23 protein-coding genes, 3 pseudogenes and 1 riboswitch are annotated in these 25,970 nt (G+C 27.9%); of the genes and pseudogenes, 21 read left to right on the top strand and 5 right to left on the bottom strand.

The features are described from left to right. The first annotated feature begins 4 nt into the window (after window positions 1–4). The 12 genes and pseudogenes from JW646_RS04320 to JW646_RS20385 all read left to right on the top strand — a co-directional run. Entirely contained in the window at window positions 5–1,336 is a 1,332-nt protein-coding gene (locus JW646_RS04320; RefSeq protein ID WP_228416719.1) for an O-antigen polymerase, read from the top strand. A gap of 55 nt (window positions 1,337–1,391) precedes the next feature. Beyond that, on the top strand, window positions 1,392–2,459 hold the full coding sequence (locus tag JW646_RS04315) for an acyltransferase family protein (protein ID WP_228416718.1): 1,068 nt from the start codon (window positions 1,392–1,394) through the stop codon (window positions 2,457–2,459). Beyond that, window positions 2,452–3,924 (top strand): flippase, encoded by a 1,473-nt coding sequence (locus JW646_RS04310; RefSeq protein WP_228416717.1) that lies wholly within the window; start codon window positions 2,452–2,454, stop codon window positions 3,922–3,924. The genes JW646_RS04315 and JW646_RS04310 overlap by 8 nt, the downstream gene beginning before the upstream one ends. Beyond that, complete coding sequence (locus tag JW646_RS04305; protein ID WP_228416716.1) at window positions 3,918–4,991, top strand: NAD-dependent epimerase/dehydratase family protein; 1,074 nt, start codon at window positions 3,918–3,920, stop codon at window positions 4,989–4,991. Before JW646_RS04310 ends, JW646_RS04305 begins: the two co-directional genes overlap by 7 nt. Window positions 4,992–4,998: 7 nt before the next feature. Beyond that, window positions 4,999–6,111 carry a UDP-galactopyranose mutase gene (gene glf / locus JW646_RS04300; RefSeq protein ID WP_228416715.1) on the top strand — a complete coding sequence of 371 codons (1,113 nt, stop codon included), beginning with the start codon at window positions 4,999–5,001 and terminating at the stop codon, window positions 6,109–6,111. A gap of 733 nt (window positions 6,112–6,844) precedes the next feature. Continuing rightward, window positions 6,845–7,522 (top strand): helix-turn-helix domain-containing protein, encoded by a 678-nt coding sequence (locus tag JW646_RS04295; protein WP_228416714.1) that lies wholly within the window; start codon window positions 6,845–6,847, stop codon window positions 7,520–7,522. A gap of 185 nt (window positions 7,523–7,707) precedes the next feature. Next, a complete protein-coding gene (locus JW646_RS04290; protein WP_228417369.1) occupies window positions 7,708–8,292 on the top strand; it encodes an IS3 family transposase in 585 nt (194 codons plus the stop codon). Between the two features lie 12 nt (window positions 8,293–8,304). After that, window positions 8,305–8,418 (top strand): annotated as a pseudogene (locus tag JW646_RS20335) (IS3 family transposase); the annotation flags it as partial. A gap of 195 nt (window positions 8,419–8,613) precedes the next feature. Beyond that, window positions 8,614–8,820, top strand: a pseudogene (locus tag JW646_RS04285) (sugar phosphate nucleotidyltransferase); the annotation flags it as partial. A gap of 728 nt (window positions 8,821–9,548) precedes the next feature. Then, window positions 9,549–9,806, top strand: a complete 258-nt coding sequence (locus JW646_RS04280; RefSeq protein WP_228416713.1) for a hypothetical protein — start codon at window positions 9,549–9,551, stop codon at window positions 9,804–9,806. Beyond that, window positions 9,785–10,012, top strand: a complete 228-nt coding sequence (locus tag JW646_RS20390) for a transposase (protein ID WP_228416712.1) — start codon at window positions 9,785–9,787, stop codon at window positions 10,010–10,012. Before JW646_RS04280 ends, JW646_RS20390 begins: the two co-directional genes overlap by 22 nt. Next, window positions 10,003–10,164: pseudogene (locus JW646_RS20385) on the top strand (IS256 family transposase); the annotation flags it as partial. The gene JW646_RS20390 and the pseudogene JW646_RS20385, both read left to right, overlap by 10 nt. Window positions 10,165–10,498: 334 nt before the next feature. Here the strand turns inward: JW646_RS20385 and JW646_RS04265 are convergent. Next, entirely contained in the window at window positions 10,499–10,786 is a 288-nt protein-coding gene (locus JW646_RS04265; RefSeq protein ID WP_228416710.1) for a hypothetical protein, read from the bottom strand. Between the two features lie 401 nt (window positions 10,787–11,187). Here JW646_RS04265 and JW646_RS04260 point away from each other — a divergent pair, with 401 nt between their 5' ends. From JW646_RS04260 to JW646_RS04230, 7 genes are all read left to right on the top strand, one after another. Beyond that, window positions 11,188–11,730: a COG2426 family protein gene (locus JW646_RS04260; RefSeq protein ID WP_228416709.1), complete on the top strand. Its 543-nt coding sequence runs from the start codon at window positions 11,188–11,190 to the stop codon at window positions 11,728–11,730. Window positions 11,731–11,823: 93 nt separating this feature from the next. Continuing rightward, window positions 11,824–12,735: a UTP--glucose-1-phosphate uridylyltransferase GalU gene (gene galU / locus JW646_RS04255; protein WP_228416708.1), complete on the top strand. Its 912-nt coding sequence runs from the start codon at window positions 11,824–11,826 to the stop codon at window positions 12,733–12,735. 87 nt (window positions 12,736–12,822) lie between these two features. Continuing rightward, on the top strand, window positions 12,823–13,848 hold the full coding sequence (galE, locus tag JW646_RS04250; RefSeq protein WP_206924547.1) for a UDP-glucose 4-epimerase GalE: 1,026 nt from the start codon (window positions 12,823–12,825) through the stop codon (window positions 13,846–13,848). Window positions 13,849–13,905: 57 nt separating this feature from the next. Then, window positions 13,906–15,555 (top strand): YARHG domain-containing protein, encoded by a 1,650-nt coding sequence (locus JW646_RS04245; protein WP_228416707.1) that lies wholly within the window; start codon window positions 13,906–13,908, stop codon window positions 15,553–15,555. A gap of 103 nt (window positions 15,556–15,658) precedes the next feature. Further along, window positions 15,659–17,776 carry a hypothetical protein gene (locus JW646_RS04240; protein ID WP_228416706.1) on the top strand — a complete coding sequence of 706 codons (2,118 nt, stop codon included), beginning with the start codon at window positions 15,659–15,661 and terminating at the stop codon, window positions 17,774–17,776. Between the two features lie 13 nt (window positions 17,777–17,789). Then, entirely contained in the window at window positions 17,790–18,248 is a 459-nt protein-coding gene (locus JW646_RS04235; RefSeq protein ID WP_228416705.1) for a hypothetical protein, read from the top strand. Window positions 18,249–18,281: 33 nt separating this feature from the next. Next, window positions 18,282–19,427 (top strand): SH3 domain-containing protein, encoded by a 1,146-nt coding sequence (locus tag JW646_RS04230; protein WP_228416704.1) that lies wholly within the window; start codon window positions 18,282–18,284, stop codon window positions 19,425–19,427. A gap of 126 nt (window positions 19,428–19,553) precedes the next feature. Here JW646_RS04230 and JW646_RS04225 read toward each other — a convergent pair whose 3' ends face one another. The 3 genes from JW646_RS04225 to JW646_RS04215 all read right to left on the bottom strand — a co-directional run bounded on the left by JW646_RS04225 (window position 19,554) and on the right by JW646_RS04215 (window position 22,719). Next, window positions 19,554–20,381 (bottom strand): energy-coupling factor transporter transmembrane component T family protein, encoded by an 828-nt coding sequence (locus tag JW646_RS04225; RefSeq protein WP_228416703.1) that lies wholly within the window; start codon window positions 20,379–20,381, stop codon window positions 19,554–19,556. Then, window positions 20,374–22,077, bottom strand: coding sequence for an ABC transporter ATP-binding protein (locus tag JW646_RS04220; protein ID WP_228416702.1), 1,704 nt, complete (start codon window positions 22,075–22,077; stop codon window positions 20,374–20,376). Before JW646_RS04220 ends, JW646_RS04225 begins: the two co-directional genes overlap by 8 nt. 93 nt (window positions 22,078–22,170) lie before the next feature. Next, window positions 22,171–22,719, bottom strand: coding sequence for an ECF-type riboflavin transporter substrate-binding protein (locus JW646_RS04215; protein ID WP_228416701.1), 549 nt, complete (start codon window positions 22,717–22,719; stop codon window positions 22,171–22,173). 110 nt (window positions 22,720–22,829) lie between these two features. Continuing rightward, window positions 22,830–22,929: riboswitch (SAM riboswitch) on the bottom strand. A gap of 159 nt (window positions 22,930–23,088) precedes the next feature. Between JW646_RS04215 and JW646_RS04210 the strand changes: the two genes are divergently transcribed. Beyond that, a complete protein-coding gene (locus JW646_RS04210; RefSeq protein ID WP_228416700.1) occupies window positions 23,089–24,171 on the top strand; it encodes a DUF5050 domain-containing protein in 1,083 nt (360 codons plus the stop codon). Between the two features lie 60 nt (window positions 24,172–24,231). On the opposite strand, the gene JW646_RS04205 is transcribed toward JW646_RS04210, so the two are convergent. Further along, window positions 24,232–25,269, bottom strand: coding sequence for an LCP family protein (locus JW646_RS04205; protein ID WP_228416699.1), 1,038 nt, complete (start codon window positions 25,267–25,269; stop codon window positions 24,232–24,234). Between the two features lie 221 nt (window positions 25,270–25,490). Between JW646_RS04205 and JW646_RS04200 the strand changes: the two genes are divergently transcribed. Beyond that, a complete protein-coding gene (locus tag JW646_RS04200) occupies window positions 25,491–25,970 on the top strand; it encodes a S24/S26 family peptidase (RefSeq protein WP_148558041.1) in 480 nt (159 codons plus the stop codon).

The following is a 25,970-nucleotide window of genomic DNA, read 5'->3' as shown; positions in this document are numbered from 1 at the left end:
ATGTATGATTTTATTAATAATAGTATTGAGTATTTTTTTATATATTGCCTGGCTTCTTAATAATAAAGATGTATTTGCTCCATCTTTTATATTTTGTGCATCCTTTCTATTTTCTTCAGTTTGGGCTACAGCATACATAAATACATGGAATTTGAATTTACGTTTAAATACATTTTTGGTTATAAGTGGTGGAACCTTACTGTTTATTACTATTTCTTATTTTGTTCATTTAGTAATGTATAGAAAAAATAAATTACAAGTCGATAAACAAGCAGAAATTATTAGTATAGAAAGATGGAAGTATCTAATATTTATTGTATTTGAAATTATTGTTATATTTTTAGTGATAAGATCTCTTAAGAATATAACTAAGATATATGGTGCATCAGATTTATCAAATGCAATATTTTTATATAGATATCATTCAGTCAATGGAACATTGAAAATGAATTTTCCAGGATATATTTTATGGTTGCGATCAGCTGTTTCAGCAGCAGGCTATTGGTTTGCATATACTTTTTCAAATAAATTGATAAATAAAAGAAAAATACCTTTTTTAGATTTAGTTGTGATTATTTTGGCTATGGTTAACTCTAGTCTTTTGGGTGGAAGAAACGGAATTGTTAACATGATAATCTCAGTATGTGTATGTTCGTATTTTATACTGGTTAGAAATCATGCATTTGCTTTTAAGTTTAAATTTAAAAATATACTTAAACTAGTATTCATGGCTACTATTGTTTTATACTTATTTCAATTTATAGGAGAATTACTAGGAAGAAATAGCGTGACACAAAGTAGTGTATCTATGGTAGATTATTTAGCGAAGTATTGTGGTGCACCAATAAAGAATCTTGATATTTTCTTAAGTGAAAAAAATACGTATTGGACAAGTCAAAACAATCAAACTTTTATTTATTTAGTACATTGGTTTGGTGAAAAATTTGGTCTTTTTACAGATTATGTTTTAGATTTACCTTATCAAAAGGTCAATGGATTTAATTTAGGAAATGTATATTCTATTTTCTATCCTTTTATTTATGACTATGGATATTTTGGTATTATTTGGTTAACGTCGATAATGGCATTAATTTGTCAATGTATTTATGAACTAGTGAAAAGATTTTATAATACTAGTAAAAATATTTTTTATACAGTAACTTACGGATATATATTTAGTTCTTTAATTTTTTCGTTTTTTTCAAATAAATTTTATGAACAACACTTTTCATATGGTTTTTTTAGAACAATAATTTTTTGGTTATTGTTTGATTTGTTTTTTATTCGTTTGAAAATTACTGAAAGAGGTATTTTGAAAATTAAAATCAAATATTAAAAAATTATTTATAAGTTAATTGTATTAAAATCTTAAGATATATGTGGAGGTCATTATGCTGACAAGTTTTCGTAAATGGGGTACTATAAGTACCTACAGAAATGAAATATATGGAATATCAATTATTAGTATAATTATTTTTCATTATTTTGAAGATATTGCAGGTGCTATAGAAATAAATAAAAAGTTATTACTGATATCCAATATTTATAACTTACTTATAAAAAGTATTGGAGTAGAAATATTTTTATTTATGTCAGGAATATGTTTATGGTTTTCGTTGAAAAAAAATGAAAATATTAGATGCTTTTACTTGAAAAGATTTAAAAGAGTTTTAGTTCCATATTTTATTTTAGGAATTATATTTTGGTTCATAAAAGATATAGTAATATTAAATGAAAATATATACACTTATTTCAACGATTTATTTTTATTATCATTTTGGTTTGATGGAAATAAAAATTTTTGGTTCATAGCTTTTATTTTATTAACATATATATTATATCCTTTTTTATTTTTTTTATTTAACAGAGAAGACAAACAAAGAAAAATAACTTTAGTGTTAATGTTAACATTAATAACAAGTTTCATTATTTTTATTAAAATATTTAATAAAAATATTTATTTAAATTTAGAAATAGCACTTTATAGATTGATTATATTTGTCTTAGGTACTTATTTTGCAAAAAAAGTATATGAAGATGCAGAAACTCATATAGAAGATAAAATATTTTACTTATGCGGATTAATAATTAAAATTGCTGTACTAATAATGGGAATATATAATATTACATTAATTAAATTATTTAATAATAGAATTATGAATTCTATTTCAGCTGTATCTTATACGATTTTGATTTCTTGTGTGTTTAATTATTTATTCTATAAAAAGAATTTTGTAAGTACAAAAAAAATATTAACATTATTTGGAGAATATTCTCTGGAATTATATTTGACACATGTTTCTATTAGAACAATTTTCAATTTGGTTGGATTAGTTACTTACGATATATTTAATTATGGTATTTGTATTATAATTTCTATATTTTTATCGATTATATTGAAAAAAATAACAAATTATGTTGATAATTGTTTATTTGGAGAAGTGTATTATTATGGCTAATTTAAAACAAAAATCATTAAAAATAAATTATATTATGAATATATTTCTAACAATGTCGTCATTTATTTTTCCAATGATAACATTTCCGTATGTTTCGCGTGTTTTACTACCAACAGGAACTGGTAAGGTAGCTTTTGCGACATCATTAATAGCTTATTTTAATATTTTTGCACAGTTAGGTATACCAACTTATGGAGTTAGGACCTGTGCAAAAGTAAGAGACGATAGAAAAAAACTAACTAAAGTTGCACATGAATTATTAATTATTAATTTAATAATGAATTTACTATCGTATTTAGTACTTGTAATTTTATTAATTAAAATTCCAAAACTTAGAGAAGAAAAAAATCTATATATAATTATTAGTTGTACTATTTTTTTAACTTCTATAGGAATGGAATGGATATATAAAGCTTTAGAACAATATACATACATTACGGTTAGATCGTTGATTGCAAAAATAATTTCTTTAATATTTATGTTTATTCTAGTTCATGAACAGGAGGATTACATAATATACGGAGGAATTACAATATTGGCCTCTTCAGCATCAAATATATTTAATTTTATAAATGTACATAAGTATATCGATTTAAAGCCTTTAAAAAAATATGATTTGAAACAGCATCTAAGGCCAATATTTGTATTTTTTGCAATGGCATGCGCTACAACTATATATACTAATTTAGATACAGTTATGCTTGGTTTTATGTCTACTAATGAAGACGTAGGATATTATAATGCTGCTGTACGTATAAAAACAATATTAGTTAGTATTGTTACATCACTAGGTACAGTTTTACTACCAAGATCATCATATTATGTAGAACATAATATGATGGATAAATTCTGGCAAATAAGTAAGAAAGCCTTGAATTTTGTTATTATTATTGCGTTTCCAATGATGATATATTTTATTATTTATGCTAAATATGGTATATATTTTTTGTCAGGAGATGCATACCATTCTTCTATAATACCAATGCAGATAATTATGCCAACTCTTATATTGATAGGAATTACTAATATTTTGGGTATCCAAGTTTTAGTTCCATTAGGACGTGAGAAAAGTGTATTAGTTTCTGTGGTAATGGGTGCAATTATAAATCTTGCTATCAATTCATTATTAATTGTGAGATTTGCATCGGTCGGTGCTGCTATAGGAACTTTAGTTGCAGAATTTGTTGTATTGATAATTCAGTACAGAGCATTAAAAGATCAAATGAGGGATGCATTTAAAGAAATAAAATATTGGAAAATTATAGTTTCTATTTTTATTAGTGTGATTGTGTCATATTGGATTACGTATTTAAATATAAATGTATTTTTTATACTATTATTTACATCAATTTCATTTTTTGTTTCTTATTTTTTCCTGTTATTTATATTGAAAGAAAAAATGATAATAGAAGTGATTTGTAGTATTTCGAAAAAAAAGACGATTAGGAGGGATAAAATATGTTAAATGTAATAAATGATGAAGTAGTACAACAAGATTTAGATTTTGTATTGGATAGTAATGTTGATTTTACAAAAATGAAGGATTCTACAATACTGATAACAGGGGCTACAGGTTTAATAGGAGTATCGTTAGTAAGAAGTTTAATATGGGCAAATGTGAAGAAAAATTGCGATATTAAGATATTAGTATTAGTAAGAGATATTGAAAAAGCAAAGAAAATATATTGCTCGATGTTAGAAAGAAATGATTTACATATTATTAAAGGGGATATATTAGATAAGATAAATATTGATGAAAGAATAGATTATATTATTCATTGTGCTAGCGTTACCTCTTCAAAAACTATGATTGAAAAACCAGTTGAGACAATAATGACATCAGTAGATGGAACTAAAAATATTCTAGAATTAGCTAAAGAAAAAAAATGTAAATCTGTTGTTTATGTTTCATCTATGGAAATGTATGGAACTATTAAAGATGAATATGAGGTAACTGAGAATGATCTTGGATATATTAATCCATTAAAGTTAAGAAGTAATTATCCTGAAAGTAAAAGGCTTTGTGAAAACTTATGTATAGCATACTTATCACAACATTCCATTCCAGTTAAGATTGCACGTCTATCTCAGACTTTTGGAGCAGGAATACTTGAAGGAGAAAATAGAGTTTTTGCACAGTTTGCAAAATGTGTAATAAATAATCAAAATATTGCATTACACACAAAAGGAAACTCAGAAGGCAATTATTGCTACACAAGTGATACTGTAGCTGGATTATTAACTATTTTACTAGATGGAGAAAATGGTGAAGCATATAACGTAGTAAATCCAGAATCACATACAAGTATTATAAATATGGCACATTTAGTATGTGATAAAATAGCTAATGGTAGAATAATGGTTGAATTTGAAATTCCAGAAAATAATCAATATGGTTATGCAGAAGATACAAAATTGAAACTTAATTCAGATAAATTAAGTAAACTAGGATGGAAACCCCAAATTGGTCTGGAAGATTCATATAAAAGATTGATAAAAAGTATGAAGAATACATTAGAATTAAAGGGGTAGTATTAATATGTACGATTATTTAATAGTAGGATCAGGTTTATATGGTGCAGTATTTGCACAAGAAGCTAAGAAAAAGGGAAAAAGTGTTTTGGTTATTGATCGACGTGACCATATTGCAGGAAATGTTTATACTGAAAAAGTAGAAGGTATAAACTTCCATAAGTATGGAGCACATATATTCCATACTAACAACAAAGAAGTGTGGGATTATGTAAATCAATTTGCAACATTTAATAGATTTACTAATTCGCCAGTAGCTAATTATAAAGGTGAATTATATTCTCTACCTTTTAATATGTATACATTTAATCAAATGTGGGGAGTAGTAACTCCTAATGAAGCTAAAGTTAAAATTGATGAACAAAGAAAAGAAATAGTTGGCGAACCTAAAAACTTAGAAGAACAAGCTATATCTTTAGTTGGTCGTGATATATACGAGAAGCTTATCAAAGGTTATACTGAAAAACAATGGGGGAGAGATTGCAAAGATTTACCTTCGTTTATTATTAAACGTTTACCTGTTAGATTGACATTTGATAATAATTACTTCAATGCTTTATATCAAGGTATTCCAGTTGGTGGATATACAAAGATGGTAGAAAATATGTTAGCAGGTATTGAGGTAAGACTTGAAGTTGATTATCTAAAAAATAAAGAAGAATTAGATAAATTGGCTAATAAAGTTATATATACAGGACCAATTGATGAGTATTTTAATTATAAATTAGGAACACTAGAGTATAGATCAGTACGCTTTGAGAATGAATTGTTAGATATTCCAAACTATCAAGGTAATGCAGCAATTAATTATACTGATAACGAAACTCCTTGGACTAGAATTATTGAACATAAATGGTTTGAATTTGGAAAAGATGAAAACGGAAATGATTTATCTAAAACAATTATTTCTAAAGAATATAGTTCTGAATGGAAATTAGGAGATGAACCGTACTATCCAGTTAATGATGACAAAAATGGAAATCTATATCGAGAGTATAAAGAGTTAGCCAAATCTGAACTTAATATTACTTTTGGTGGTAGACTTGGTGAATATAAATATTATGATATGGATGCTGTAATTGCCTCTGCATTAGAAATGTGTAAGAATGAACTACAGTAGTTTTTGAAACTAATTGTATTAAAATAAGTAAAGTATCTATAGAAAATAGTCTATAGAGAAATAAATATGAAGTGATTTGATAAGCAAAAATAGTCAAGTAATACAAAATATAATGATTTAGATATTATTTTAAGGATAGTATCTTTAGTAAGAAATTTATGTTCTTATGATATAAATGTAGATTTGCAAGTACTTTTGACCAACTTTTTAAAAAATTTACGGGTAAAACTTACCTACTCAAATTATATTAATTCTACATTGTATCCTTCTGATTTTAAACGAGTTAAATTAACATGAACTTGCTTTGTAGAATGATTTAACTTAATAAAATTATTTAATTGCATTAACCTAACGGTTAATAATTCAAAAAATAAATTATTATTATTTATTGTTGAAAAGCTATCAGAAATACCTGATAGCTTTCTATTATTTTCTAACTATTCCAAAGTCTGTTTAGTACAAACTATTACTAGTGCAAAAAATAATTTAAAATTCTTCAACCACAGAATTTTTAAATTATTTCATAGATATAATGTTTGGTAATAATTTGAAGTATAAAAGGATGTGCGAGGGTGATAAATTTGAAAGATAAACAAAAGGTTACTTTGGATTATATAAAATATAGGCTGATGTTCTTATTGACATAACAATAGGGTATAACATTTTGAAGTGCTCCCCTTAAAGTAGACAGTTTGAAAATTATAAATTGTTGAAATAAGGAGGAGTATTTTTTATGCCAGTACCAACAAAATGTTCACCAGAAGAAAAATTAATAGCAGTACAAGATTATTTATCAAATAAGAGAAGCGCTTATAGAATAGCTAAAGATTATAATGTAAAACCAGGAACAGTATTTCAGTGGCTGGATTTATATGAAATCTTTGGAGCCGAAGGCTTAACTACCTCATCTAAAAAAACTTTTTACTCAGATGAAGTTAAAATTTCTGCTTTAAATGATTGGCACTCCGGCAAGTACAGTAGAAGAGATATTTGTAAAAAATATAAAATTCGCTCTACAACACAATTAGAAAATTGGATAAATGACAACAATAATCATAAGAATATTAAGTTCCAAAATACGGGAGGTAAAATTGTTATGATTAAAGAAAGACCAATAACTTTTGACGAACGCGTAGAAATTGTTAAAGATTATCTTGAAAATAGTATGAACTATAATGAAACTGCTGTAAAATTCAGTGTTTCATATCAACAAGTAAGGCTATGGGTTCTAAAGTATGAAAAAGGTGGTCTTGATGCTTTAATCGATAAAAGAGGGAAAAAGAAATCTGAAGAAGAGTTGACTGAATTAGATCGTATAAAAATTGAAAATAAATTATTAAAATCTAAGACAAAGTACTTAGAAGTAGAAGTTGAGTTTTTAAAAAAGTTGAAGCAAATAGAAAGGAGTTGAGCATACATAGAATAAGAAATGAAAAAATATATGTAACTATAAAATCTTTAGTTGAAGAAAAAAGTATTCTGTTAATATGCTTTGTGATATAGCGGAAATCAGTCGCTCCGCGTATTAGAAGTGGTTAAATAGAATTGAAACTAAGTCTGATAAAGAAAATAAAACAGCATTAGCATTAATAAAAAATTTGTATAAAAAAAAATACAAATTTAGGATATCGTCAAATGGGAATAATTCTTCGAAGAGATTGCGATATAATAATCAATGATAAAAGAGTCTATAGATTAATGAAAATAGAAGGAATACAGTCGGTTGTTAGAATAAAGAAATGTAAGTATAAAAAAACGACTCCAGAAATTACTGCACAAAATATATTAAGTAGAAATTTTAAGGCTAAGTATAGCAATCAAAAATGGCTTACTGATGTAACTGAGTTTAAATATGCTGGAGGAAAAAAATTATATTTAAGTGCTATTTTAGACTTAGGAGATCGACGTATTGTTGCATATAAAGTTAGTAAATACAATAATAACGCTTTAGTATTTGATAATTTTGATGAGGCGGTAGCCTTAAATCCTCATGCTCATCCATTATTTCATAGTAACAGAGGATTTCAATATACAACTAGAGTTTTTAAAGATAAATTGAATAATGCTAATATGCAACAAAGTATGTCTAGACCTGGTAGGTGCATTGATAATGGACCAATGGAGGGATTTTGGGCAATTTTGAAGACTGAAATGTATCATTCTAGAAAATTCAAAGACTAGGAGTCATTAAAGTCTAAGATTGATGAATATATGATTTATTATAATTCTAGAAGATACCAAAGAAAGTTAAATTGTATGACACCGATAGAATATAATAAACGTATTTCAAAAAATTATCATAGTTAAAAAGTGCTAATTTAAAATTAGCACTTTGGTTAAAAATTATATTATATTATTTGTCTACTTTTTGGGGGTATATTCATTTTTGTTATACCCTCATATAAAGATAGAATTTAAATAATAAGAACGATTAAATAAAGTTGTTTAAATGGATACAAAAACGATATAACATTTAAAACAGTGGGAAAAATGGAGGGGAATATGAGAAAAACAGTAAGAAAAGCAATAATACCAGCAGCAGGACTTGGAACAAGATTTTTACCTGCAACTAAAGCACAAGCAAAGGAAATGTTACCAATAGTAGACAAACCAACTCTACAATACATCATAGAAGAGGCAATAGCATCTGGTATAGAAGAGATTTTAATAGTTACAGGAAGAAATAAAAAATGTATAGAAGATCACTTTGGTGTGACTTGTTGGTAGACAAAGGTAAGCGGGGGTTTACTACAAAACTACCCTAATAATTTTAAAAATTATTAGAACTAATATTACGAAAGGTAGAATGAAGGAGTAACGTCCTAAAATGCCTTCTCAAAGTTACGACTAGCACTTTGATAGGTAAAATTGTTAGAAGCTCGTTAAAACGACTGAGAGCTACCCTAACAGCATAAGCTGAGGAAATTCGAACTGGAGGCAGTCGAGTGGTGATAGGTCTAGAGTCTAAAAATATCTATGGTTAGGATGTTTAAACGTAAACTGACGAAGTCGGGAATGTACGGGTCTAAAGGTCTAATATTCAGAAATGAATATGTCATATAAAGTGAAGTAAGTGTGGATTAGTAAAATTCGAAGTTATGAAAGTCCATATAATGTTATAGGCATTATCAAGCTTACAGGCTCATACCGGCGACCTAAGGGTATATGTATAGATAGTAATATTGGAACAAGGAAAACTTGGAATATGGAGATTTTACCATCGAAGAAGTATTGATAAGGAAAACAAATATTGTATAACTTATCTTAATCCAAGTGAGAGTGGTGGCATGAAGCAATAATAAATATTGTAATGATATTTTAGCAATAGCCACTAGACAATTTGAACTTTGAAAATTAAATACTGAATAATCCAAGGTTCGAGTAAGACTAAGAGATATGAAACCAAATGTATAAATATATAGGAGGAAGTAATAGACTTGGAGGAAAGCTTAACCTTAGAGAAAAGACAATTACTAAGAAATAATGAATACTATGATATACAAAATACTTTTGATGAGATTTATCTTAAAGCTAGTAATAATTTCAAATTTAATAATCTTATGGATTATATAACAAGTGAAAATAACATCTTGTTAGCATATAAAATATTAAAAACAACAAAGGTTCTAAAACAGTTGGAACTGATAATAAAAATATTGAATATTTCAAAAGCATGGACAAAGATGTATTTGTAAAAAGAATACAAAATAAATTTAAAAAGGATATGTTTAAAGATGCTATTCATTACAAAGTTAGAGAAGAGTTTAAGATAAAAAATAAAGCTGCATATGTTATTTTAGGTGTTAATAAAGATGGTTTTAAGAGTGCTTATAAAGCAGTAAATGAGGCAGAAGCCTTATCGTCTCTAGATTTTCTTGAAGAAAAATGGGGCAAAAAGTAACAAAAACAAAATCCACTTTCCCACCAGATCAATCATTGCTAAAAATGCTTTATCTAGCAAGTCAAAATATAATGAAAAAGTGGACAATGAGATATAGAAACTGGGATAGTATCTATAATCAGTTATCTATATTCTTTGATAATAGAATATAATTTTTAAAATCTATATCTAGATTTTGATGGAGAATAAAGACTTAAAAAAGTTTTTAGACTCCACTAGATTTAGTTTTACCATTTATAGATTAAATACCCAACAAATGAATATTTAATTAAATTTTACAGATATTATAATTAAATAACATTACTATAGAGGATTGAAATTACTCTAAAGCACAAATTAATTTACACTCTCATATCTCATTAAAACATTCATCTTTATTCCTCCCCAAATTAGATGTGCCTACATAGCGTTCATTTGTCTGTTCTTTATGGTCAAACTTTTCTATATACGTATATACGTATATATGTGTGTGCGTGCGCCTATTTCCTATATTATATTATTATTTATTACTCTAGTATACATTATAAGAACAGTAAGCACACTACTAGTTACACACCTGTATTTTACTACATTACAACTTGTTGCCTTGATTATGTTTCTATCTATTTCTGGGAAACATAAGCACATAATGTTTAGTCCTATATTCTTAAGATGATTTTCTAATAAATGTTTTTTCAGGACCGTATTAGCTCCCCTCCAAATTTCTATTTTATATTTTATATTTTGTGCTTTTGTGTTGTGCTTTAATGCAAAATTTCCTATACGCGCGCGCATACACATAGGCGCCTATTTTTTCTATATTTTTTATAATAATTAATTAAATGCATATCTATATAGAAACACTAAGCACAATCTTAGTTAAAATATTGACCCTTACTAATTCTTAGCCTGTGCTTAAATTTGAACTTATGCTTGTGCTTACACAAATAAGCACAGTATATTTACTACTATTTTGTGCTTACTGTACTTATCTCTTAATTTTCTTAATATATAAGCACTAAGTCTTTTACTTATTATTTTTTATCAGCTTTATCTTCATTATCACAATAAAAATAAACTGCAAATTAACAAAATTAAAATTAGACATGAATGGTAAAAATAGAATTTTTTGTAAAATTGTATTTTATTGTGTAAAATAAAACTAAAAGTAATTAAAATAAAGGGGTAAACAATATATGGAATATATTAAATTACTTTTTTTATCAATGATTCCAATTATAGAATTAAGAGGGGCCATACCCTTAGGTATAGCAATGGATCTAAATCCTATATACCTATATATAACTTGTGTTATAGGATCATCTATAATAGCAGTGCCAGTAGTACTAGCATTTAGACAAGTTATAGATTTTTTTAGACATAGAAAATATTTTAACAAAGTAATTAGGTGGGTTGATAAAAAAATAGAAGGAAGAGCTAAGAAGTTAAAAACCGCCAGCATAATAGGAATTATAGTTTTTGTTGGCGTGCCACTACCTACTACAGGGTCTTGGTCTGCTTCCGCATTGGCATCTATTTTTAAAATGAGAATAGTAGATGCATTTTTTGGAATTTTTGTAGGAAATGCCATAGCTGGAGCCATTATGCTGACCCTTTCCATGCATGTGGCTGACGGGGCGAGTATAGAACTAATATTAATAGCTTTGGTGGCTATGGTCTTAGCTCTTTATTTTATGAAAAAGAGAAAAAAAAACAAAGAAAATATAAGCGTAAATTAAGCCATATGGCAAATTGTACATATGGCCAGGGTAAAAGTAAATAATTAAGTAAGCTAACATATGGGGTTGGACTTATGGGATACGGAGGATAATATGAGAAAAACAATAAAAAAAGCAATTATACCAGCAGCAGGACTAGGAACTAGATTTTTACCTGCAACAAAAGCACAAGCAAAAGAAATGTTACCAATAGTGGACAAGCCAACTCTACAATATATAATAGAAGAGGCAATAGCCTCTGGTATAGAGGAAATATTAATAGTTACAGGAAGAAATAAAAAATGTATAGAAGATCACTTCGATAGAAGTGTAGAACTTGAGCTTGAACTTGAGAAAAAAGGAAAATCTGCCATGTTAGAAATGGTACAAGACATATCAAACATGGTTAACATACATTACATAAGACAAAAAGAGCCGAAAGGACTTGGACATGCTGTACACTGTGCAAAAAGTTTTATAGGGAATGAACCTTTTGCAGTACTATTGGGAGATGACATAGTAGATGCAAAAACTCCTTGTCTAAAACAAATGATAAATGCTTACGATGAATACAAAACTTCCATATTAGGTGTTCAACAAGTAGACAAAGATAAGGTAAACAAATATGGAATACTTGACGTTAAACATATAGAAGACAGAGTATATAAAGTAAAAGATATGGTTGAAAAACCAGCTATAGAAGAAGCACCTTCAAATATAGCAATTCTTGGAAGATACATAATAACACCTGCCATATTTGACATATTAGAAAATCAAGAACCAGGAAAAGGTGGGGAGATTCAGCTTACTGATGCTCTTCAAACTTTGGCTACAAAGGAAGCTATATATGCATACAACTTCGAAGGAAGAAGATATGATGTAGGTGACAAGTTAGGTTTCTTAGAAGCCACTGTTGATTTTGCGCTAAAAAGACCAGAACTAAGAGATGATTTTGTGGATTTTTTAAGAAATAAAGCAGGGAAAATAGAAAACAATACTCTAGATGAAGTGGCAGCAACTGTTTAATATAATAATTAAATTTGATTAATTCAAGGGGGTAACATTTTTGTGTACCCCTTTAGTTAAGTATAGAGAATAAGGGGGAATTAACAAATGGCAGTTTTAGTAACAGGGGGAGCTGGATATATAGGAAGTCATACTGTAGTAGAATTATTGGAAGAAGGAAAAGAAGTAATTATTGTTGATAATTTTTCAAATAGTTGTCCTGCAGTTTTAGACAGAATAAAAGAAATAAGTAAAAAAGAGTTTAAATTTTATGAATTAGATACTAATGACGAAATATCTTTGGAAGTAGTATTTAAAGAAAATAAAATAGATTCTGTAATACATTTTGCAGCCTTTAAGGCAGTTGGTGAATCTGTTGCAAAACCTTTAGAGTATTACAAAAACAATTTGTGCAATACATTAACAGTTTTAAGCTTGATGAAAAAACATGGAGTAAATAAATTTGTTTTTTCTTCATCAGCAACAGTATATGGAGATCCACATACTTGCCCAATAACAGAGGACTTCCCGCTAAGTACTACAAATCCTTATGGAGCAACAAAACTTATGATAGAGGACATGCTAAGAGATATATGTAAGGCAGATCCTAATCTTCATGTTTCTATTCTTAGATATTTTAACCCAGTGGGAGCTCATGAAAGTGGACTAATAGGAGAAGATCCTAATGGTATTCCAAACAACTTAATGCCTTATATTTCTCAAGTTGCAGTAGGCAAACTTGAACAACTAAGTGTATTTGGAAATGATTACAATACACCTGATGGAACGGGAGTTAGAGATTATATACATGTTGTTGATTTGGCAAAAGGACATCTAAAAGCTTTAGACAAACTTGATAGTTTGCCAGGGCTAGTTACTTATAACCTGGGAACAGGAAATGGCTATAGTGTACTTGATATGATAAATGCTTTTAGCAAAGCAAGTGGAAAAGAAGTTGCATACAAAATAGTAGATAGAAGACCAGGAGATGTTGCTATGTGCTATGCAGACCCAAGTAAGGCTAACAAAGAACTTGGTTGGGAAGCTAAGTTTGGTGTGGAAGAAATGTGCAAAGACACTTGGAGATGGCAGTGTAATAATCCTAATGGATATAAGGCGGAAGCTTGTATATAAAACTTTCAACAAGGTGGTAACATAAATGTTACCACCTTTATTAGGGGAGGGAACGTTTTGTCAAAAGAATCATGTGAGAAGATTATTAGGGGGATTGCAGTAAATATAGCTTCAACTCTTGCTAATCAGTGGAAAATAATAAAAGAAAAACAAGAAAAAACTTTAGCTTCCAAATGGGAAGGAAGCAATTTTGATGAAGATACATATATAGCTTCATTAAAATCAAACTTAATTTTTTATAAGGTAAGTATTAGAAATAGAGAGGCTTTGCTTATAAAATGGATTAAATCAGGATTAATACCTGAAAATGAAAAGAGACATGAAGAATTTGAAATTTTACTGAAAAAATGTAAAGAATATGTTGGAAGAGGAATAAAGTCACAAGGAAGTACTTTCAACGAAGGTGATAAAAAAGCTTTAGCACATTATGAAAATATTGATAAAAATGAAGCCAGAATGTATTTAGAGCAAGAGTATAAAGATTTTAGTTTGTATAGTGAAGTTCTTAGTCTTTTTATAAATGATCTAAGCAAAAGTAGTTTAGAAGAGTTTTCTAATATAGATTCCAAAGAAATTTTAAAGTTAATAAAAAGTGATATTCTAAAAGCTACTAACTATATAAAAAAGTCTATGGATAAAGTTGAAGAAAAAACTGTCCTAAACTCTATGGAAAGTAAGTTTTTACAAAATTTAAATGAAATAAGTGAAGAATCACTGATTCAAAAGATGGAAAGTGCTTATGATGAAGCTTGCAAAATGGAAGAAATCCAGTATGATAAAGGCTTTGGTTTTAATGAAGATACAATAAAAGATTTTATTTTTACTACTATTTTATTAGATTTAGTTGGAGAAAAAGAAGTTTTACTTTTTAAAGGAGCATTAAGACTATTAATAGGTGGAGAGTTTGGACCTATTAATTATAGAGAATTTACTAAATATATTATAATAAATAAAATTAATATAAGTGAAAAGGTTTATGATGATGGTATTAAAATAATTGACAACTCTTATAAAGCAGCTATTGAAAATGATTTGAGTAAGAGAAGTGTTAATGATAATAAAAATATAGATATTGAAGAATATATTTATATGCTAGAAAATGCAGATAGCAGTAAAAAATACAATAAGAAACCTGCAATTGAACAAGAAGTTTCTAATTTGGAAAATGACTCAGAGGAAAGTACTATAAAGCAGTATAATAATAATGTAAATAGGGCCTTTGAACCAAATAATTCTTCTAATAAGGGTAAAAAAATAGCTATTGCTTGTGTAACTGTTTGTGCAGTTGTAGGATTAGGAGTAACAGCGGGTTTATTTATAGGAGGAGTTTTGCCAATAGATAAACCTAAAGAAAAGCAAGAAACATATACTTCAGCAGTAGAAGATGTTGAAGAAGATGCTCCAGAAGTAGCAGAGGTTGAAGAATATAATAATGATTTAGAAAATGACCAGTATTTTATTGTAGACAGTGATTCTAGATACTTAACTGAAACAGAACTATCAGCCTATACTGATGAAGAATTAAGTTTTATAAGGAATGAAATATTTGCCAGATACGGATATGTATTTAAAAAAGATAAGTATATAAACTATTTTAGTGAAAAATCATGGTATACCCCAGATTCAACCTTCCAAGGAAATGAAGAAGATTTTAATAATTATGAAATTAAAAATATTGAACTAATTAAGTCTTTAGAATCTAAATAATCATCTAATAGTGACTATAAAGATCTGAAAAATTAAAAGCAATAAATTATTAGACCAACTATATGAAGAATAAAAGTAATATATACAAGATTGGGAGGACAAAATGTTAAAGTTAGGGGAAAAAGTTATTTACGAAAGTAAAGGTAACTTTGAGCTAGGCACTTTTGGCAAATTGCCAATAGGGGATAAAAAGATTTTAATAACTAATTTAGGTAATATTATAATAGAAGAAACTACAAAGTTATTTAAAAAAGAAGAATTAAAAAAATATTACTATAGCTATTCTCAGCAGAAACAAAAATTTTCAATAAGATTAGAAGGATCAATTGTAGTTCTTCAACATAATGAACTTTATTTTCAAATTTTAGATGGTACAACACAGCAAACAACACCATATAAACTAGTAATTAAATTGTCTTTTGAACAGTTTAAAAACCTTTGTGAAAATCAAAGAGAAGTTATAGCTAATTTTTATGACGAGAAATCTATTTTTAAGATAGATAATAAGGATCTAATATTAGGAATTGTTCAAAGAGTTGACAATAAGTTTATTTTAGATAATGGATTTAATACTTTTGAAATAAATTTAAATGATATAGAAAAATGTCATGTTGAGGATAAAGAGATAAAAATAAATGGTTACTTTTATGATAAATCAAAAGACACTATAAGTAGAGATGTATACATATTTACTAATAATAAAAATCTGAGTGAAAACTTAGAAGAAAGGGTAAATACTAATAAAAAAATAGGAATTTTACCAAATGAAAGTAGCATTTGTTATGGAAGTGTTTGTGGAACTATAGAAGACATTGAGTATAAAAACACAGAAGTTTTTATAGTAAAATACAACGGTAATTTGATTTTTATTAATAAAGAAGGAAAAAATAAAATAGTATCTTCAAATATTAATAATAGCTCAAAACTAATCTTACATAATGATAAGTTTGCATTTTTTGACGGCAAAAACATATTTATTATTCATACTAGCAGTGACAGTAAAAATAAACTAGGATTAAATTTATTAGAAGATATCCATAGTGAAAACATAGGTTTCACCCAAAATAGTATGCCATTTTTTATAAAACATGATGAGACTTATTTTAGTATTTTTAAATCATCTAACAAAAAAATAATAGATATTAAGAATAAAAAAATCAAAGATATTATTATAAATAACGAAGATGAAAAAATACATTCTGACTTTACTCAAGTAGAAATTAGGTTTGATTTAAACAAAATAAATATAAACCTAAGAAGCCATATAATACCTCAAATCATGAAAGATGTTTTTGTATATAGTAAAAATGCAATGATCAAAAAATCTAGTATTCCAAGTATGTATATGAACTGGGCCAAATCTGTAAATGATATGATTTTATTTAACTTTTTTGGTAATATTTATTATACTAAAATGGAGATAGACAATATTCTAAGAAAAGAAATTACAGATGAAGATAGAGCTAACATAGTAAATACACTTTATTATCAAATTCAAAGTCAAAAAAATCAGTTTGATATAATATCTGCTTACATGCCAAAGGCTATTGAACAGGGAGAAGTTGAACTATTTAATAAATACAATGTAAAATTAGATAAAAAAGTATTTAAAATTCTACAAAAACAATTATTTTCATTAGCATCACAAGTTAATAGGCATTTGGCAGAAATTGAAAGAAGCTTAAGCCAGCTTTCTTTTGTAATATATAGTGAATTTAATACAAGAGAGTTTAATACAAAGATAAAAAGTAAGCAAGCTGGAATAGGAATGGCTGTGTCAGTAGCTTCTACCCTGGTTATGGGTGGGGGACTATCTATACCCTTTTTAGCTATGCAAGGAATGAACTTATATAGTAACAAAAAAATAGATGAAAATAGTAAGGCAATTGAAAGTAGCAAATTAAATCTATTTACTAATCAAGCTATAGAAAAATTAAACCATTTAATAGATAATATGTATCCTTACTATGTTAATGAAGCTAATGACAATTTACGAGAATTATTTATGGCTTTAGGAAAGCAGTATGAAAATCATAGTAATGAAGCTATAAAAAAAATCTTGTTTGATAGAATAGCAAATATATATGTAAGTAAGCAAATGACTTTAAACAATATGACTAATATAAGGAAAAAAGATTTAGTTGAAGATATTTATAAAACAATAGATAGTAATATAAACACATACGATACAAATGTATTTCTAATAGGAAGTAATTTTTAGGAGGAATTAAATTATGTCAGACTATGGATGGGGAAGTGCAGGTTTCGATTTTTTAGATTTAGATAATGATGGAGTAGATGATGTAGCTTATAAGGCCATGGATTTAGACGGAGATAGCATGACAGATGACATATATGCAGAAATGGATACAAATGAAGATGGATATGCAGATAGCTCTATCCAGGGTGTTGATTTTGATGATGATGGTATAATAGATGACATTTATGCAGAAGTAGACATAGATGGAGATGGTATTACTGATGTTGTAATGGAAGGTATAGATTACGACGGAGATGGAGCTATGGATGAATTTTTCATGGAAGTTGACAACAATGGAGATGGATATGTAGATGAAGTGGCTTATGGTGTAGATTATGATGGAGATGGAATAATTGATGGGGCATATGGCCAAATTGATTTAGATTATGATGGCTATGCAGATGTAAATTATGATACTGAGGAGTTAATATAACAAAAATACATATTAAATAGGGGAGAAATAGTGGTGAAAATAAAAAAGATGATTATAACAATGCTTACTATAATGAATATCTTCAATTTAACAACTAATAAATCTTATGCAGACACTAATAATTTATACACTACAGATTACATAAAAAATCAGGAAACACAATTTATAAGCAATAATTATTTTGGAAATAGTGAAAAAGACTATGAGTATAAGAAGGGAAGCATACCAATATTAATATCTGCTCCTCATACAGTTAAACAATGGAGAAACGAAAGCCATAAAAGTGCAGATATTTATACTGGAGCCCTGGCCAAAACATTGCACAAAGCAACAGGAGCCCATATAATTTACAAAGCTAGTACTAATGGTGACGAAAATTATACAACTGAAGAAACTGAGTATCGTAAAAAAATAAAGGATATAGTTGCTAAGAATGATATAAAAGTAATTATTGATCTACATGGTATGACTTCGGACAAAGACAGTGATATAGATATAGGAACGGGAAATAGTAGTAATATTAATCTATTAGGACAAGATTATATACTATCTTTAGTAAAAAGTTCTTTAGGTAACAATAACTACACAGTTAATAAATATTTCACTGGTGGCAAGGTTTATACAATGTCTTCCTACTGTGCTTCAAAACTAGGTGTACCTACATTACAATTAGAGATAAATAAAAAATATAGAACTTCAGACAGTGAGAGTTTCACCTATATGGCAAATAAACTAACTAAAATGATCAATGATACTTATAATAACGTATGTATACCTAAAGGTCAGGTAATTAATGTTAAAAAAAGCTTGAATTTACGTAGTAGTACGTCTACTGCTAGTAGAACTAATATAATAGACAAAATCAACCTTGGCAGCACTGTTAGCATATTAGACAATATAGGAAATGTTGGTAAAAGTAATCAATGGGTAAGAATTAAATACAATAATAAAGTTGGATATGTAAAAAATAATTATATTAGATTATACAATGTGGGAAAAATAGTCAATGTAAATAAAAATATTCGATTGAGAAAAAGTGTGGATAGTAAGAGTTCCACAGTCCTTAGAATACCAAAAGGAGCTTATGTTACTATACTGAATGATGGAAAAACATGCAAAATTAAATATAATAACAAACAAGGATATATTAGCAACAAGTATTTGGATGTAATATATTAAAAATTCACTTTGTTCATATCGCCAACGATATATCTTTGCTCAGCTGCAGATACATCCGTTGCTCAAATAAAATACCCCAGATCATATTTATGACCTGGGGTGTTTTATTTATGCGCAGCGAATTTTTTATAAAGGATAATAAAATCCTGTTACTACATTGTTTTTTAAATAAACAGCTAAACCAAGAACTAGGATGCAAATTATTATAAAAGCAAAGTCCATACCTTTTAACTCTTTATAACTATACCATGTTCTTTTCTTTTTCTTACCAAAAGATCTTAGCTCCATGGCGTTTGAAACAGTTTCTATTCTTTTAATAGAAGAAGAAACTAGAGGAACAAATATGGTAGTGTAATTTTTCAAAATCTCACCTATACTACCTTCACCTTTATGAAAAGCTAGTCCTCTTGCTTGTTGGGCATCTAAAATATCTCTGTACTCACGTTGTACATCGGGTATATATCTAAATGCAATATTTACAGCATAAGCTATTTTGTATGGAATACCTATTTTGTTTAGACTGCTGGCAAATTCACTTGGATGTGTTGTGAATATAAAGATGGCAGTTATAGGCATTAGCACTGCATATTTTAGTGATATAGTCAAAACATAGAATAGAGTTTCTTTGTTTATATATGAATATCCTATGTTGATTAATTCTGTATTTGTGCCTACTAATTCACTTCCATATTGTGGGGTGATCAGTAGTATAAAAATCACATTTATTATATTGAAAACAACCATTATCCATAGCAGTGGTTTTAATGTTTTTGATGGTATTTTTGAAAAATAAAGCATTACAGCACTAATTAGCGCCATAGCTAGAAATACTCTTATATCAAGAAACATTACTGTTATAATTGTCCATGTAAGAAATAATAGTATTTTACTTACACCACTTAATTTATGGAAAATAGAGTCACCCTCAATATAAAGAGTTTGGGCTCTACTCATTGTTTTTCACCTGTCTTTCATAATCTATAAAGAATTGTACAAAATCATTTGTATTTTTCACATCAATAGCTTTTGCCAAAGTTGATAAGGAGGTTTCTTTTAAGTTTCCTTGTTTTATAATATTTTCATCAGTTAAAATGTATGATGGCTTATTATCTGCTATTTTTTTACCATTAGATAGTACTATGGCTCTGTCACAATATTCTAGAGTTAACTGCATATCGTGAGTTATAAGGATTATGGAAATTCCTTTCTTTGCCAATGATTTTACAAATTCCATAAATTCTGTGTAGTGTTTGTGGTCTTGTCCAGCAGTTGGTTCGTCAAGAATTATAACATCTGGATTTATTGCCAATATGGAAGCTATAGTTACCCTTTTCTTTTGGCCATAGCTAAGAGCTGTCACAGGCCAATTTCTATAAGGATATAAGCCACATATTTTTAACACTTCTTCAACCTTTGTATCAATCTCTTCCTTAGAATATCCTCTACATTTTAATCCTAGTCCAACTTCATCTTTTATCATATGTTGAGATATCATTTGATTTGGGTTTTGCATGACATATCCTATAGAAGAGCCTCTTTTCTTTATACTCCAAGAGTCTATACATTCATTATTTAAACATATACTGCCTTCTTTGTATTTTAAAATTCCTGTTATAAGTCTACATAAAGTTGATTTTCCTGCACCGTTATTCCCAAGAACAGCTAATATCTCACCTTTCTTAAGAGAAAAGGAAATGTCTTCTAAAGTATTCTTATCTTTGTTATGAGAAAAAGTTAAATTATTTACCTCAAGGATTTTTTCTTCATTATTATTGTTATTTATAGAAGTACTATTATAGTTATTTATAAACCAATTATTTATATTTTCCTTAGATTCTTCATCTAAATTATTAAAGTCTCTTAAATTATTTATATTTTCCAAATTGCAATTTGCATATTTCATAGCTGATACGTAAAGAGGTTCTCTAAGTCCTCTTTTTTCCAATAAATCTGATTTTAAAATTTCATCAGGTGTACCAATAGCTTTAACTTCACCTTTGTCTATAATAATAACCTTGTCAAAAGGCTGTTCTAGAACATCTTCTATTCTATGTTCAACTATTATAATAGTTTTATTTGTTTTTTTATGAATGTCAGTTATTAATTGCATAATTTCTTTTCCAGAAGCAGGATCTAGATTTGCTAAAGGCTCGTCAAAAAGTAAGACATTTGCATCACTTCCAAGAACTCCAGCCAAAGAAACTCTTTGTTTTTGACCACCAGATAACTGGTAAGGACTTTGATTAATAAAATCAACCATATTTACTAATTCCAGTGCATTTATAACTTTAACTTTCATTTCCTTAACTGGTATGGCATCATTTTCAAAAGCGAATGCCACATCTTCACCAACACAAAGACCTACAAACTGAGAGTCTTGGTCTTGCATGATTGTACCGATTTTTTTGCTTATATCTGATAAACTTTCTTCATAAGGTTTAATATTGTCTATTTGGATTGAACCTTCCATTTCACCATTGTATGAAAAAGGAATAAGCCCGTTTAAACAATGAGAAAGAGTAGATTTTCCAGAACCACTGGGCCCTACAATCAAGACTTTTTCACCTTTATTTATAGTAATATTTATATCCTTTAAAGTTTTATCAACTACATTATTATATTTAAAACTAAAGTTTTTAAAACTTATCATATAATTCTCCTTTCGCTATTTTAAGCAAGGTCGTTGCCCAAAGTGGTAACGAGGGCATCTCGTTGGCGCCATAGTTGTTTAAAGATTGAGACTTTAGTCCTCAATCTTTAAACAACTATTTTTTTTATTTGCCTTAATAAAACCTAATATAGTTGGAACACCAACGCCTAAAAATACTATTGCATTTGTAAATATGGCAAGAACTGCTTGAATTTTCATTTTGTCTAAAGGTTCTCCCATAACAACTACATCAAAACCTGCAGCAAATATAAATGCTAAAATAATACCGATTATACCTGTAATTACAAGATATGAAACATGGAACTTGTTGCATAATCCATCTTTTATACTAAACTTCTTGCATTTGAAAACTAGTCCCATAAAAAGACCCATAATACCAGAGCTTGCAACCCAGCCCCACCAGATTCCCCATCCGGCAATCATATCAGTTAACATATGTCCTAAAAATCCCATGGAAAATCCAACTAATGGACCAAATAGAGCAGAGAATATAGCAAGTAAAGCTATGGCAGGTTTTAATTGTGTGTTAGGTCCTATGGGTATTCCCACAAATCCTAAGGCTCCATAAAGAGCAGCAGCAACACCGATTGTTACTATTGTTTTTGTATCTATTTTGATCATATTACTCTTTTTTCTCCATTCATTTCTTTATATTTATAATTTATTAATGAACTTTTATAGAAAAATACATGAAAAAATCTCTTTCTGATAAGAAAGAGATTATATGCCTAATCTTATCTTCCAGAATTCTTCTGTAGGAATTAGCACCTTTGTCCTAAGACCGGTTGCTGGGTTTCGTAGGGCCAGTCCCTCCACCTCTCTTGATAAGCACTATTAAATTTATATGAGTTCCACAAAATATTCTATAAAATCAGTCGAAATTTGTCAAGTTAAATAATTTACAAAATAATTACAGTTATAAAAAAATATGGAGAATAATGAAATTTTAAAGTATATTAATATTAGTTTGAGAAAGAGTGGAGGATATATATGAGTAAATTAAAAAAGTTTTTATCTACTATATTAATAGTAGGTGTAGTAATTACCTGTGGCTTTACCAAAAGTGTTGAGGGTGCCTCGGTATATGGTAACAGTAATTCAAATATTAGCAATGGAGGGTATGCTGTTGCAAATGGAAGCTACTCTTATATAAGAAGTAGTAAAACATATAAAGAAACTAAAGGTGCAAATTATTACTATATTTATAGAACTTATAAAAATGGAAGCACAAAAAAACAAATAGTAAATAATGCAGCAGAAGAACCATACATAAATGTAGTTGGAAATTATATGTATTATGTAGGAGTATATGACTCTGGTAAGAGTTATGGTATTTATAGAGTTAAAACTGACGGTACTGGAAAAACAAAATTAATAAGCAATTATGGATACAATTCAATTATAGTAAAGGATAATTATTTATACTATGTGAAAGAAAGTATAAATAGTAGTAATGATGAAGTAGCGTCTTTATGTCGTTACAACTTATCAACTAAAAAAACTGTTTCAACTTTATATACTACAACAACTAGATATATAGATGATATGTCATTATCTGGAGACTATATCTATATAGTAGCAACGGGATCTAATAATTCTATGGTATACAAAATAAACACAAAAACTAAAACAAGAACAACTGTTTATAAATATGAATCCGGCACAAAAGAAGAATCATACATAGATGATATGGTTTACTATAAAGGAAACATTTATTACACAGTATATAATGACAAAGATCCTTATAATGAAAATGACGATACATGTCAAGTGTATAAGGTGTCTTCAACTGGGAAAAATAACAAACTTTTATCAAAATATTTTACAACAAGTATAAATTTATACAATGATAAGATGTATTATATTAATACAAATGACAGCATATGTTCAATGAACTTAGATGGAAGTAGTAGAAAAACTATAAAAAAAGCAAGTGAAAATCAATGGCATCATGTAATTAATATTGCAAATAGCAGGATGTATTTTGGAACAATAGCATTTGATCAATATAATGGACTTAGTCACTCTATATATAGAACCACTTTATCAGGTAGTTCTATGACTAAAATGTAGAATATAAAAAATACTGTAGTATAAGAAATTAAATCTTTACTACAGTATTTTTGTTATAAGTTAATAATTAAGTTGTATATTACTATTATCTTTTAAATATTCGTTTTTATCCATATCAACATCTTTATTTATGAAGTCTTGTAGAACTTTTCTTGAGTTTAAATCGTATAACCAAACCCAACCAGCGTTTTTGTACTTACCACCTTTTACGTGAACCTCATCAATTACTGGGAACTGTCCTTGTTTTATAGTCAAAGGTTTAAAGTTATATGCTGTAAATGCTATATCTATTAAATCTTTTGGTGTAAGATTTGTAGATACATATGGAAGTAATGTATTTAATAAATTAGGATACTGGCTAAATTCTTTCTCTTTCATAGTATCTATAATTGATAACATAACTTGTCTTTGTCTCTCATCTCTATTTATAGCACTGTCAGTAATTCTTACTCTAGTATAAGCAATAGCTTGATAACCATTCAGTACTTGTTTTCCTGTATGAGTTATAAGTTTCATTTCACCCTTATTAGCATAAGTACATTGATCATATGAAGGAACTATATATTTGTTAGTTATATCAACTTCATGTTGTTTAACGTCTACTTCTACTCCACCTAATAAAAATACAATATTCATTAAATTATCAAAATCAACTTGAATAAATTTATCTAATTTTATTTGGAAATTTTCCTCTATAGTTTGGAATAGCAACTTTTCTTTGCCCCAAAAATAAGCTGCATTTAATTTTCCTTTCCCTTTACCTGGAATATCAACATAAGTATCACGAGCCAGAGATGTTAGTTTAATATTTTTGTTGTTAGCATCAATAGTGGCAATCATCATACAGTCAGAACGATAAGCAAGCTCTTTCTCCCTACCATCAGTACCTAATAATAATATGTTTGTTACACCATCTACAGTTTCATACTTTGACTTATAAGCATCTTCAACTTTAGTACTTGTAGTATTTAACTTACTATAGAAATGATAAAAAGTGAATAATGGAATAGTTATTAATAATGCTAATAATATAATTACCACTTTTGTAAATTTAAATTTTTTGTTTTTTCCCGTCAAAAAATCCCCTCCGTTTTTCATTTAATCAAAATTCATAATTATATTATAACAAATATTGTAAATTTACACACTATAACGTAAAAACTATACATATTTATATAGTAATTTAATATAGATTAGCTATTTTATTTGTACCATAAGATAAGAGCTTAAAATATAAGAAGTAAGTTGATTATTTTGTTTGAAAAACTTACTAATATAAGATACAATAAAATTATTATATGTAAAATAAGGGGAATATAATGGATAACTATGTACATACTTGCAAAGATGGCAAAGAAATAGTACCTATTATGGAAGAAATAATAAAAAATGGGGGACAGTGTAAACTAAGAGTGACAGGATATTCTATGATACCTATATTAAAACACCTTCGTGACAGTGTAATATTAACATCGTCAAGAAATAGACCTATTGAAAAAGGTGAAATTGTATTTATAAGAAGGAACACAGGACAATTTGTTCTTCATAGAGTATATAAAATAATAGATGACAACACATTTGTTATGAATGGAGATGCACAACAGTGGTTAGAAGTTGTAAAAAATGATCAAGTTATAGGAGTTTGCTCTAAAATTATAAGGGATAATAGAGAAATTTCCTGTGACAACTGGAAATATAAAAGTATAATAAAAATATGGCAGTTTTTTAGACCGATTAGGAATTATATTTTTAAAATTAATAATATAATGAAAAGGATTATTAGAACAGAAGGTAAATAA

Source organism: Terrisporobacter hibernicus (assembly GCF_020809405.1).
Taxonomy (GTDB): domain Bacteria; phylum Bacillota; class Clostridia; order Peptostreptococcales; family Peptostreptococcaceae; genus Terrisporobacter; species Terrisporobacter petrolearius.
This window is presented reverse-complemented; position numbering and strand designations above follow the sequence as displayed.

Excerpts from the sequence above, each read along its gene's own strand:
- JW646_RS04320 (WP_228416719.1), top strand. The coding sequence starts at position 5 with ATGATTTTATTAATAATAGTATTGAGTATTTTTTTATATATTGCCTGG.
- JW646_RS04315 (WP_228416718.1), top strand. The coding sequence starts at position 1,392 with ATGCTGACAAGTTTTCGTAAATGGGGTACTATAAGTACCTACAGAAAT.
- JW646_RS04310 (WP_228416717.1), top strand. The coding sequence starts at position 2,452 with ATGGCTAATTTAAAACAAAAATCATTAAAAATAAATTATATTATGAAT.
- JW646_RS04305 (WP_228416716.1), top strand. The coding sequence starts at position 3,918 with ATGTTAAATGTAATAAATGATGAAGTAGTACAACAAGATTTAGATTTT.
- glf (WP_228416715.1), top strand. The coding sequence starts at position 4,999 with ATGTACGATTATTTAATAGTAGGATCAGGTTTATATGGTGCAGTATTT.
- JW646_RS04295 (WP_228416714.1), top strand. The coding sequence starts at position 6,845 with ATGCCAGTACCAACAAAATGTTCACCAGAAGAAAAATTAATAGCAGTA.
- JW646_RS20390 (WP_228416712.1), top strand. The coding sequence starts at position 9,785 with ATGGACAAAGATGTATTTGTAAAAAGAATACAAAATAAATTTAAAAAG.
- JW646_RS04265 (WP_228416710.1), bottom strand. The coding sequence starts at position 10,786 with ATGCGCGCGCGTATAGGAAATTTTGCATTAAAGCACAACACAAAAGCA.
- JW646_RS04260 (WP_228416709.1), top strand. The coding sequence starts at position 11,188 with ATGGAATATATTAAATTACTTTTTTTATCAATGATTCCAATTATAGAA.
- galU (WP_228416708.1), top strand. The coding sequence starts at position 11,824 with ATGAGAAAAACAATAAAAAAAGCAATTATACCAGCAGCAGGACTAGGA.
- galE (WP_206924547.1), top strand. The coding sequence starts at position 12,823 with ATGGCAGTTTTAGTAACAGGGGGAGCTGGATATATAGGAAGTCATACT.
- JW646_RS04240 (WP_228416706.1), top strand. The coding sequence starts at position 15,659 with ATGTTAAAGTTAGGGGAAAAAGTTATTTACGAAAGTAAAGGTAACTTT.
- JW646_RS04235 (WP_228416705.1), top strand. The coding sequence starts at position 17,790 with ATGTCAGACTATGGATGGGGAAGTGCAGGTTTCGATTTTTTAGATTTA.
- JW646_RS04225 (WP_228416703.1), bottom strand. The coding sequence starts at position 20,381 with ATGAGTAGAGCCCAAACTCTTTATATTGAGGGTGACTCTATTTTCCAT.
- JW646_RS04220 (WP_228416702.1), bottom strand. The coding sequence starts at position 22,077 with ATGATAAGTTTTAAAAACTTTAGTTTTAAATATAATAATGTAGTTGAT.
- JW646_RS04215 (WP_228416701.1), bottom strand. The coding sequence starts at position 22,719 with ATGATCAAAATAGATACAAAAACAATAGTAACAATCGGTGTTGCTGCT.
- JW646_RS04210 (WP_228416700.1), top strand. The coding sequence starts at position 23,089 with ATGAGTAAATTAAAAAAGTTTTTATCTACTATATTAATAGTAGGTGTA.
- JW646_RS04205 (WP_228416699.1), bottom strand. The coding sequence starts at position 25,269 with ATGAAAAACGGAGGGGATTTTTTGACGGGAAAAAACAAAAAATTTAAA.
- JW646_RS04200 (WP_148558041.1), top strand. The coding sequence starts at position 25,491 with ATGGATAACTATGTACATACTTGCAAAGATGGCAAAGAAATAGTACCT.